Below are 9,963 nucleotides of genomic sequence, written 5' to 3'. Positions count from 1 at the left end.
CTCTCGAGCAGCGATGCGGGTCACGCGGCGACGTTGGTCGCCGTGGCCGAGGCGATGACCTCGGCCGCCCCCGCGGCGAATAGTCGGTGGCCGAGCGGGCTCGGGTGCAGGCCGTCCTCGGTCCACACTTCGGCCCGTTCCCATTCGGGGCGGGCCGCGATGTCGAGCAGTTCGGCGCCGGTGTTCGCGGTGACCTCGGCCAGGGTGGTGTTGGCGTAGTCGAACCGCTCGCGCAGCAGTCCGCGGAATCCGTCCGGCACCGGGAGCCGGGCCGGGATGTCTGGGTAGCTGGCGGTGAAAACCGTTGCGCCCGAATCGCACAGCGTGCCGAAGATGACGCGCAGGTTCTCCGCGAAACGATCCGGCTCGAAATCGCTGACCAGATCGTTGACGCCGACGACGACGCCGTAGACGTTCGAACGCGCCGCGACAGCGGAGGGCAGCTGGGCGGCGACCACCGCGGTGGTCGTGGCCCCGTGCACGCCCAGATTGCGCACGGCGGCGGGGCGCATACCGAGTTGGCCGCCCAGGCGCGCCACCCAGCCCCGGTAACCGCCGCCCGTGGCCGGGTCGCCGCGGCCTTCCACGAAACTGTCGCCGAGCGCGACCAGACCCGCACTCATGCCAGCGCCTCGGTATTGGTCACGTGCCGGTCGGCTTCGGGGAATCCGACCTCTTCGTACAGGTCGGCCAGCTGCTGCTCGCCGAAGAACTTGTCCGGCGGGTACAGGCCCGCGATCAGACCGAAGAACTTCTTCGAGTAGTCGGGGCTCATGCTGGTGGCACGGAAGACCGAGTCGTAGTACGGGGTCAGCGTGAGTTCGGAGATGCTGCGGGTGAGTTCGTAGGTGCTCGCGCTCTGCGCGTCGCGTTCGCGTTCGTACTCGGCGAGGGCCTCGTCCATCGGACGCGCGCCCGACAGACCCTCGTGGGCGAGGTCGGCGAGCAGCTGTCCGTACTTGAAGGCGTCGGTGATGCCCCAACCGGTGAACGGGTCCTTGTGGTAGCCGGCGTCGCCGACCAGGGCCCAGCCGGGTCCGAAGGAACGCCGCCGGTAGTTGTCGGGGTAGAGCATCGGCCGGAACTGTTCGACGCGCTTGCCGGTGTCGCGGAAGCGCGCGCCGATCGCCGGGTCGATCTGGTCGATGATCTCCTGCACGCTGCCGTCGGGATCGGCGCGGAACTCGCGGAAGCGGTCGCGCTTGCGCATCACCGCGACCAGGTACTGGTCGTCGTTGGTCGGCCAGGCGGCGAACTGCTGTTCCCCGAAGCCGGTGCGGTGCTGCATCCCCCAGTCGACGCCCTCGTAGTACGAGTAGTAGATGAAGCACGCGGCGGCGGAGCCGTCGTACTCCTGCGCGCCGACCTGCTTGGCCACCGTCGAATTCGACCCGTCGGCGCCGATCACCAGTCGCGCGCGGAACTCCTGTTCGGCGCCCTCACCGACCCGGCCGCGGATACCGGCCACCCGATCGCCGTCGAAGACCAATTCGGTGACGCTGAAACCTTCGATGACCTCGGCGCCGGACTCACCGGCCGCCTCGACCAGGATCTTGTCCAGGACGGTGCGGCGCGGGCAGTACACCGCGTCGATGCCGTCGGCGGACGGGTCGGCCATGCCGTTGATGACGATATCGGTGTAGGTGAAGTTCAGGTTGCGCACCGGCGGGCATCCGGTGGCCACCACCCGGTCCAGCAGGCCCCACGAGTTCAGCAGGCTCAGGCCGGCCTGGTGGATGTAGTGGGTGGAGGGGGTGTCGCTGGGGAAGGTGGCCCGGTCGACGGCGAGCACCCGGTAGCCGCGCCTGGCCAGCAGCATCGCCAGCGGTGCGCCCGCGACGCGAGTTCCGACAACAATGACGTCGTACATGGTGGCATCACTTTCGGTAGTCGAATGACGATTCGAGTCTGTCGCCGTGCATGGCCGGGAACCAGTGGGCCGAGCCGTAATTCATCGGCCGATCGGTCCCGGCTATCACGCGAATGATTTCCCGCGAATTCACCCGCGGGAAAGGTAGAGCTGATCGATATCGTCCGAATAGGCCGATTCGATCGCGGCGCGGCGCAACTTCCGCGACGAGGTGAGCAGTCCGTTCTCGACGGTGAAATCGCCGTCGATGATCCGGAATTCGCGAATGGATTCCGGACGTGAGACGAGCGAATTCGCCTCGTCCACCGCGGCCTGGATCGCCGCGGCGGGATCGCCCTGCGGATTCGCCGCGCGCCAGCGCTGGGCCTGCGGCTCGTCGAGGGTCACCAGCGCGGTGACGTAGGCGCGGCCGTCACCGATCACCATGCAATTGCTGACCAGCGGATGCAGCCGGACCCGATCTTCGAGCGGGGCGGGCGCGACGTTCTTGCCGGTCGAGGTGACCAGGATTTCCTTCTTGCGTCCGGTGATCCGCAGGAAACCGTCGTCGTCGAGTTCGCCCAGGTCACCGGTGTGCAGCCAGCCCTCGTCGTCGACGGGCCGCTGGTCGGCGGCCGCGCCCCAGTACCCCGGCGAGACATGGGGACCGCGCACCAGCACCTCGCCGTCGGCGCCGATGCCGACCGACGTCCCCGGGATCGGGCGGCCGGTGGTGGCCAGGCGATTGGTCTCGGGGGCGTTGACCGTCACGGCGGTCGCCGCCTCGGTCAGGCCGTAGCAGTTCAGGATCACCACACCGAAACCCGCGTAGAAACCGGCGGTGGAATCGTCGAGGGACGCACCGCCGGAGATGACGTGGCGCAACCGGCCGCCCAGTGCCGCGCCGACCGGATTGTCGGTGGACTCCGGCGCCGCGCCCGCGCCGAGGAGGTCGAGTCCGCGTGCGACCGCGTCCTGTTCGGCCTCTTCGGTGATCAGGGTGCGGCAGAACTTCCGGATCTTCTCCAGCCCGTAGGGGATCATGGCGAGGAAGGTGGGGCGCAGCCGCGGCAGTGCGGGTACGAGGTCGGGGATGCCGGGCAGCAGGTAGGTCTGCGAACCGCCGACCAGGCAGGCGAACAGGATGGTCTGACCGAAGACATGTGCCAGCGGCAGCGCGTGCACGGTGGTTCCGTCGAACATCGCGCCGGTCTGGCGGACGGTGTTGGCCGAGGAGACGTACATGTTGCGGTGGGTGATCATGCAGCCCTTGGCAACTCCGGTGGTGCCGCTGGTGTACACGATCATGGCGAGGTCGTCGGCGCGGACCGCGGCGATGCGGGCGTCGAGTTCGGGGGCGACCGCCGTGGTCGTCCAGGTGGCTATCTCGGGGAAGGTCCACGCCGCCGTCGCGCCCGCCGCCGTCAGCCGTTCGGCGTCGGTCGCGTCCTCGGCGGCGAAATGCGCGCTGCCGCTGTCGGAGAGGATGTGTTTGATCTGCACCGGCGACGAGGTCGGGTAGACGGGAACGAGGACGGCGCCGACGGCCAGGATCGCGCAGTCGAGCAGCGCCCACTCCAGTGTGGTCCGCCCCAGTACCGCGACCCGGTCACCCGCCGCGACACCGCGGGCGAGCAGCGCCGAGGCGACCGCGCGCACCGCCGTGTCGAGTTCGGCGCAGGTGAGCACGGTTCCGTCCGCGGTGGACAGGGAATTCCGCTCCGGATTCCCCGCCGCCGCCGCGGATATCACCGAGTACAAACCGGTGTGGTCCGCCAGATCTGATCCGTTTTCGGTGATCGAGACACTATTCACAGCGCCAATTCTTCTCGGCCGCGACGAATGATGTCTCCGCTATACCTCCTTGGCGACCGCGCGAATGTCAAATCCTATCGACGTGGTCATGCGGTTGCCGCGCGCGCAATATCGATTCGTGGGGATTCGGCTGATTCTATGCATTCGAGAAACAGGGATACCGCCGGATTCGCCTCGGCCGCCAGCCATACCGCGTAGAGATCGAGTGTGGGAACCGGATCGAATAATTTCACCGCGACCGTGCTGCTGTCGGGGGCGCCCATGCCCATCGACACCGCCCGTGGCAGCGACGCGAAACCGACGAGCGGGCGCACCGAGACCATATGCGCCGTCGCCCCCGGATCGTCGGCGGTGTGGACCACCTCCAGCGAGATCCGTTTGTCCGCCGCCGCCTGGAAGATCGCGTCGTACATCGCCGGACACTGATCGCGGGCGAACAGGACACATTCCTGCGCGTCCAGTTCGGCGAACGGCACACCGGGCCGGTCCGCCCACCGGTGCCTGCGGCCGACGACCGCGACGAGCGGAACCCGGTGCAGCAGTCGCCGATACCGGAATTCGGTAGTGCTCGGATGCCCATAGACCAGGGCGATATCCAGCGAGCCGTCAACCAAGGCCGCCAGCTGCGGTCCGGTGCGCTTCTCGAAAAGTGACACCACGATATCGGGATGTCTACGGGTCATCCGCTCCAATGCGTCCGGCACCACGTGTCGACTGGCAGGCAGGTTGTACCCGACATTGAGTGCACCCGCCCGCCCGGCTGCCGTAGCCTTCGTCAACTTCGTGGCCCGTTCCATCTGGGCCACGATCAATCGTGCCTGGCTTTCGAACTCGAAACCGGCGGGGGTCAGCTTCACCTCGTGCGAATTGCGTGAGACGAGCTGTACCCCCAGCGATTTCTCCAACTTCTGCAACTGTGTGCTGAGGCTGGGCTGCGTCAGATGCAAGCGCTGCGCTGCGCGGCCGAAGTGCAGCTCTTCGGCGATCGCGATGAACGAGACCAGATGTCGGAACTCCATGCCGACTCCTTCCGGGTACCCGATACGCTAGCTTCGCCAAGTAACCGAGTATGAACCGAGCCCGCACAGCACCTGCCCAAACAGTTGCGGATGGGTGAACCGAATCCGCTGTTCATCGGCGCGATGGTGACGGCGCGGCTAATCGGCTGTGAACGCGGTGGGCAGCGCTTCGAGGCCGCGAATGACGACATTCGGCTTGAACGGCGGCGTGTCGGAGAGCAATTCGATGCCGCGCACCTTGCGCAGCAGCACATCGAGCAGGACCTCCATCTCCAGCAGCGCCAACGGCGCACCCAGGCAGTAGTGGATGCCGAGACTGAAACCGAGATGCCTGTTGGCCGGTTTCATCCGGTCGGCGTAGCGGGAGACATCGGTGCGGTCGGGGTCGGCGAAGGCCGCGTCGTCGCGGTTGGCCGAGTTGATCAGGACGACGACCCCCTCCCCCTTCTCGAATTCGTGGCCCGCCACGGTGATCGGGCGCGTGGCGGCGCGCGTGGTGATCTGCACCGACGGCTCGAGCCGCAGCAATTCGTCCGGCGCGTAGGCGGTCAGGCCGGGGTTCGCGCGCATGGCGGCGATCTGGTCCGGATTGCGCATCAGCCGCAACATGCCGGTCCCGATCAGGTTCGCCGTGGTCTCGTGACCCGCGACGAAGGTGGTGATGCAGGTGGCGAGCAACTCCTGTTCGGTCAGCACGTCACCGCGATCCTCGACCTGGGACAGCACACTGAGCAGGTCGTCGGTGGGACGCGCCCTGCGCTCGTTCAACAATTCGCGGAAGTAGGACATGAAACCGCGCGAGGCCGCGCTGCGGGCCCGCAAGGCTTCCTCGGGCAGCGTGTAGTCGTGGTCGAAACCGCGCGCCAGATCCAGCGACCACCGGTGGACCTGGGCGTAGGCCTCCTCGGGGACGCCGATCAGCTCGCAGGCGATGACCAGCGGCAGCGGGTAGGCGATCATCTCGACCAGATCGAATTCCCCGGCCTCGAGAGCGTTGTCGACCAACTGTTCGGTGAGCTGTTCGATCCGGGGCCGCAGCCGGGTGACCATGCGGGGCGTGAAACCCTTGGTCACCAGATTGCGCAGCCGGGTGTGGTCCGGCGGTTCCATCCACAGGAACGAGGTCGGCAGTTCCTCGGGTGCGTCTTCGGGCGACACCGTCGGATGCATCATTCCCGCTTCCTCCGCGTGGCTCCACGCGGTGGTCGAGAGCACCGCGGCGCAATCCTCGTAGCGGGTCAGGACGCGGTGGCCCAGTGGGGTCTGGTGCACCGGGCCCGCCTCGCGCAGCACGCGGCCGGGGGTATAGGGGTCGGATCGGCCTTCGGGGCCGAACAGTTTCACGAGTGCGTCCTGGATCGCGGCGTCGCGTTCCGCGACGACCGTCAGCGGAGCGGGTGCGACTGTCTCGGAAGTCATAGCGGGTGGTGCCTCCTGTTCGAACGATCGGTCATCGATGGTTTCGACTGCCACGCAGCAGTATTCGGCCCGCCATCGCGGGGTGCAGCAGCGCGGCGGGTGGCTCGACGAGGTTGGCGACGCGCAGGAAGGTCCGCGCCACCTTCGGGTCGGTATGCGCGGCGCGATGGGCCGCGCCGACGTAGGCGTTGGTGACGCGGACGCGTGCCGTGCGGTCACCGACGACACCGGGGTAGCGCAGATCCGAGCCCGTCGACATCTGCCACGCGACGTCGACGATCCGGCCCGCGGCGGCGTAGAAACGCGAAGGCAGATCCTTCGTGCCCGCGGCGGCGAGGCAGTCGCGCAACGCGAGTGCCTGCTGCGCGGCGACCGACATCCCCTGCGCGTAGAGGGGATTGAAACTGCATACCGCGTCACCGAGGGCGAGGAATCCGTCGATCGGCGCGTCGCTGCGCTCGTACCGGCGTCGTATCGAATGCCGGAACCGGTGGGGCACGATGTCGTCGAGCGGTGCGGCGGCGGTGATGATGCCGTGGATATCGGGTGCGGCCAACGTGGCCGCGAAGGCGGCGAAGCCGGCGGGGTCGGTCGGCGGATGATCGCCGAGCATCCCGGCGAGTGTCACGTGCCAGCGATCGTCCTCGACGCGGATCGCGCCGCCGCCGCGTCCGTTCGGTCCGGTCGAGATGATGACCGAGCTGTGATCGTCGAGCTGGCCGGGACTGCGCCGGTAGAACCGCGACGCGTAGCCGAGATCGACCTCCACCCGATCCTGCGGCGGGACCGGCGCCGCGAGGGCTCGCAGCCATTCCGATGCTCGCGATGCTCTTCCGGTCGCGTCGACCACCAGATCGGCGGCGAGCGTGCGCGGGTCGTCGTCGCGGGAGACCACGACCCCGGTCACTTCCCGCGCGGTGCCCGCGAGCGCCTTCGCCGTGGTCCGATCACGCAGTGTGACACCGGGAATCGCCAGCGTGTGATCCCTGATGACCGATTCAAGCAACGGTCTCGTCGCCATCAGCGAGGTCAGCCCGGTGGACGTCGGGGTGACCCGAAGGCCCCCGAGATACCAGCGGGTGCCGAGCAATGCCTCGGCGGTCGGTGCGCCGAGGGCGGCCACCCGCGCGGTGAAACCCGGGTAGAGCTCCTCCATGATGGTGCGTCCACGGTCGAGCAGGCCGTGCAGATGCCTCGCCTGCGGGACGCCCCGGCGCGAGCCCTCCTCGTCGAGCGGGTCGCGCTCGACCAGGGTGACCCGCGCGAAGTGATCGGAAAGCACACGGGCGGTGAGCATTCCGGCGATTCCCGCGCCGAGTACGACCGCGTGCCCGGAACCCTCGGCACTCATCGTGTCAGCGTCACCGGGAGGGCGGCGATCCCACGGTGGATCAGACTGGGCCGGTAGTCGATCCGTTCGGTGGCCAGGTCCACCGACGAGGTCCGTTCGAACAGCGTGCGCACGGCGGTGTCGGCTTCGATCCGGGCCAGCGGCGCGCCGACGCAGAAGTGGATGCCGAGACTGAAGCCGAGATGTTTACGGGCGGGGCGGTTTCCGGCGTAACGGGTGACGTCGAAGCTGTCGGCGTCGGAGAACACCCGGTCGTCGCGACCCGCCGACGCCGTGAGCACCACGACCCCGTCGCCACGACGGAAGGTACGCCCGCCCACCACGGTGTCGGCCAACGCGACCCGGATGGTGAATTGCGTGGGCGGGTCGTAGCGCATCATCTCGTCCAGGGCGGGCGCGATCAGGTCCGGATTCTCGCGCAGGATCGCCACCTGGTCGGGGTTGCGCAGCAGTGCGAGCATTCCGTTGCCGATGAGATTGATCGAGGTTTCCATACCCGCGACCAGTGTCAACAGCGCGATGCCGATGACCTCGGGTTCGGTCAGCACGCCCGCGGCCGAGGCCGCGACGAGTTCGCCGAGCAGATCCGAACTCGGCTGCTCCTTCTTGCGCGCGACCACCCGCGCGAAATATCCCATACATTCCATCGCCGCCGTGCCCCTGGCGGCGACGTCCTGCTCACCGAGCAGCCAATCGGGGTCACTGCCGCGCGCGATCGCCAGCTGCCATTCGCGGAACAGCGCGCCGTCGGCGGGGTCGGCGCCGAGCAGGCGCACCGGAACCATCGCCACCGCGAGCGGCACGGCGAGATCGTTGAGGACGTCGAGTTCGCCCCGTTCGAGTGCGCGATCGACCAATTCGCCGACGACCCGGCCCGCCAACGGCGACATCTCCGCCATGGTCTTCGGCGTGAACGCCTTCGCGACGACCTTGCGATAGCGGCCGTGTTCGGGCGGGTCCATCCGAACGAACGACCCGGGGATGGCCGCGGTGGTGTCGCGGAACGGGCTGATACCCGCGCTGTACCCGTGTCCCCAATCCGAGCCGGTGAGGATCTGCGCGCACTCCTCGTACCGGGTGACCATGGTGACCGGCACGTCCCCGAATTCGAACGGGAACAACGCCGCCGCGTCGCGTACGCGGCGGTAGGCGGGATAGGGATCGGCGTGCTGATCGGGTTGCCAGGCGTCGAAGGTGACGCCGGTGGGGAGTGCGGTGCTCATCGGGGCTCCATTCGGACACGAAGTTGCGACATGCCGCGCACGACCACATTCGGTCGGTACGGCGGTTCCTCGAGCAGCGTCATCGACTCGACCCGGCTCGCGAGAGCTCGCAGGACCACCGACATCTCGAGCCGGGCCAGCGGCGCGCCGAGGCAGTAGTGCAGGCCCAGACCGAACGACAGGTGCCGTTCGGGGCGACTGCCGCGCGCGTAGCGGGCGATATCGAAGCGGTCGGCGTCGGGGAAGGCGAGCGGATCGCGGTTGGCGGAGGCCAGCAGGACGATCACCGCGTCACCGTGGGTGAATGTCCTTTCGCCCACGGTGATTTCGTCGTGGGCGGTGCGGGTGGTCAGGTGCACCGGGGCGTCGTAGCGCAGCACTTCGTCGACGGCCGGTTCGGCGAGTTCGGGGAACGATCGCAGTCGCTGGAATTCCTCCGGGTGGCGGATGAGGGCCAGCACGCCGTTGCCGATGAGGTTCACCGTGGTCTCGTGGCCCGCGACGACCAGGATCAGGAGGGTGCCGAGCAGTTCGGTGCGGGTCAGTCCGGCGCCCGCGTCGTCGGCCTGGACCAGGGCGGTGATCAGGTCCGCTCGTGGCTCCGCGCGCCGTCGGTCGACCAGGGCGCCGAAGAATTCCAGGAAGGCGTGCACGGCCGTGGTCCGCGCGGCCAATTCGTCCGGGGAGAGCAGCACATCCGGATCGAGCCCGCGAGCGATCCCCGTCGACATGGTCCTGACGTGCTCGTGCGCCTCCTCGGGGACGCCGAGCAGTTCGCACACCATGGTCAGCGGGAGGGGGTAGGCCAGCGCGTCGAGCAGATCGACCTCACCCTGCGCGAGGATCTTGTCCAGCAGATCCCCGGTCAATTGCTCGGCGCGCTCGCGCATGCCGGAGATCGTGCGGGCGGTGAACGCCTTGCCGACCAGGCCGCGCAATCTGGTGTGCTCCGGGGGTTCCATCCACAGGAACGACCCCGGCAGTTCGACATCGCTGTCGCCGTGCAGGAGTTCGGGTTCCTCGGCATGGCTCCACCTGGCGTCCTGCATGATCGCCTGCGCCTCCCGGTGCCGGGTGACCAGATGCGTGTCGTGCGGTCCCGGGACGAACGGGCCGTCGGCGCGTAATATCTCGTAGCTGCCGTACGGATTGTGTCGCATATGTGGTGCGACACTCTCGAGAACCGCGATTTGCACGGGGGTCGGCGCCGCACTCGCGGAATGATCGGAAATCACCGGCAACTCCTGGATACAGAAATAGGTGAAAAGCGCACCGCACTCCCGCCGT

General features: G+C 68.0%; 8 protein-coding genes. All 8 read right to left on the bottom strand.

The window, feature by feature from the left end; genetic code table 11:
* Positions 1 to 20: 20 nt before the first annotated feature.
* The 8 genes from DAT37_RS10115 to DAT37_RS10080 all read right to left on the bottom strand — a co-directional run bounded on the left by DAT37_RS10115 (position 21) and on the right by DAT37_RS10080 (position 9,836).
* Positions 21 to 623, bottom strand: a complete 603-nt coding sequence (locus tag DAT37_RS10115) for an SGNH/GDSL hydrolase family protein (RefSeq protein ID WP_109524414.1) — start codon at positions 621 to 623, stop codon at positions 21 to 23.
* On the bottom strand, positions 620 to 1,870 hold the full coding sequence (locus DAT37_RS10110) for an NAD(P)/FAD-dependent oxidoreductase (protein ID WP_109524413.1): 1,251 nt from the start codon (positions 1,868 to 1,870) through the stop codon (positions 620 to 622). The genes DAT37_RS10115 and DAT37_RS10110 overlap by 4 nt, the downstream gene beginning before the upstream one ends.
* A 129-nt stretch (positions 1,871 to 1,999) precedes the next feature.
* Positions 2,000 to 3,664: an AMP-dependent synthetase/ligase gene (locus DAT37_RS10105; RefSeq protein WP_232839625.1), complete on the bottom strand. Its 1,665-nt coding sequence runs from the start codon at positions 3,662 to 3,664 to the stop codon at positions 2,000 to 2,002.
* A gap of 86 nt (positions 3,665 to 3,750) precedes the next feature.
* A complete protein-coding gene (locus DAT37_RS10100) occupies positions 3,751 to 4,683 on the bottom strand; it encodes a LysR family transcriptional regulator (RefSeq protein WP_109524412.1) in 933 nt (310 codons plus the stop codon).
* A gap of 138 nt (positions 4,684 to 4,821) precedes the next feature.
* Positions 4,822 to 6,102 carry a cytochrome P450 gene (locus DAT37_RS10095; RefSeq protein ID WP_109524411.1) on the bottom strand — a complete coding sequence of 427 codons (1,281 nt, stop codon included), beginning with the start codon at positions 6,100 to 6,102 and terminating at the stop codon, positions 4,822 to 4,824.
* 31 nt (positions 6,103 to 6,133) lie between these two features.
* Positions 6,134 to 7,453 carry an NAD(P)/FAD-dependent oxidoreductase gene (locus DAT37_RS10090; RefSeq protein WP_109524410.1) on the bottom strand — a complete coding sequence of 440 codons (1,320 nt, stop codon included), beginning with the start codon at positions 7,451 to 7,453 and terminating at the stop codon, positions 6,134 to 6,136.
* On the bottom strand, positions 7,450 to 8,676 hold the full coding sequence (locus DAT37_RS10085; protein WP_109524409.1) for a cytochrome P450: 1,227 nt from the start codon (positions 8,674 to 8,676) through the stop codon (positions 7,450 to 7,452). Before DAT37_RS10085 ends, DAT37_RS10090 begins: the two co-directional genes overlap by 4 nt.
* The gene (locus tag DAT37_RS10080) at positions 8,673 to 9,836 is read right to left on the bottom strand and encodes a cytochrome P450 (RefSeq protein WP_232839624.1); all 1,164 of its coding nucleotides are present in this window, start codon (positions 9,834 to 9,836) and stop codon (positions 8,673 to 8,675) included. Before DAT37_RS10080 ends, DAT37_RS10085 begins: the two co-directional genes overlap by 4 nt.
* Positions 9,837 to 9,963 lie beyond the last annotated feature (127 nt).

The organism is Nocardia aurea, from assembly GCF_003123685.1.
Lineage (GTDB): Bacteria > Actinomycetota > Actinomycetes > Mycobacteriales > Mycobacteriaceae > Nocardia > Nocardia aurea.
The sequence above is the reverse complement of the archived record's forward strand: the minus strand, read 5'-3'. Positions and strand labels throughout refer to the sequence as shown.

What these genes read in the sequence shown, in the direction of transcription:
- DAT37_RS10115 (WP_109524414.1), bottom strand. Translation starts at nt 623, where the DNA reads ATGAGTGCGGGTCTGGTCGCGCTCGGCGACAGTTTCGTGGAAGGCCGC.
- DAT37_RS10110 (WP_109524413.1), bottom strand. Translation starts at nt 1,870, where the DNA reads ATGTACGACGTCATTGTTGTCGGAACTCGCGTCGCGGGCGCACCGCTG.
- DAT37_RS10100 (WP_109524412.1), bottom strand. Translation starts at nt 4,683, where the DNA reads ATGGAGTTCCGACATCTGGTCTCGTTCATCGCGATCGCCGAAGAGCTG.
- DAT37_RS10095 (WP_109524411.1), bottom strand. Translation starts at nt 6,102, where the DNA reads ATGACTTCCGAGACAGTCGCACCCGCTCCGCTGACGGTCGTCGCGGAA.
- DAT37_RS10090 (WP_109524410.1), bottom strand. Translation starts at nt 7,453, where the DNA reads ATGAGTGCCGAGGGTTCCGGGCACGCGGTCGTACTCGGCGCGGGAATC.
- DAT37_RS10085 (WP_109524409.1), bottom strand. Translation starts at nt 8,676, where the DNA reads ATGAGCACCGCACTCCCCACCGGCGTCACCTTCGACGCCTGGCAACCC.
- DAT37_RS10080 (WP_232839624.1), bottom strand. Translation starts at nt 9,836, where the DNA reads ATGCGACACAATCCGTACGGCAGCTACGAGATATTACGCGCCGACGGC.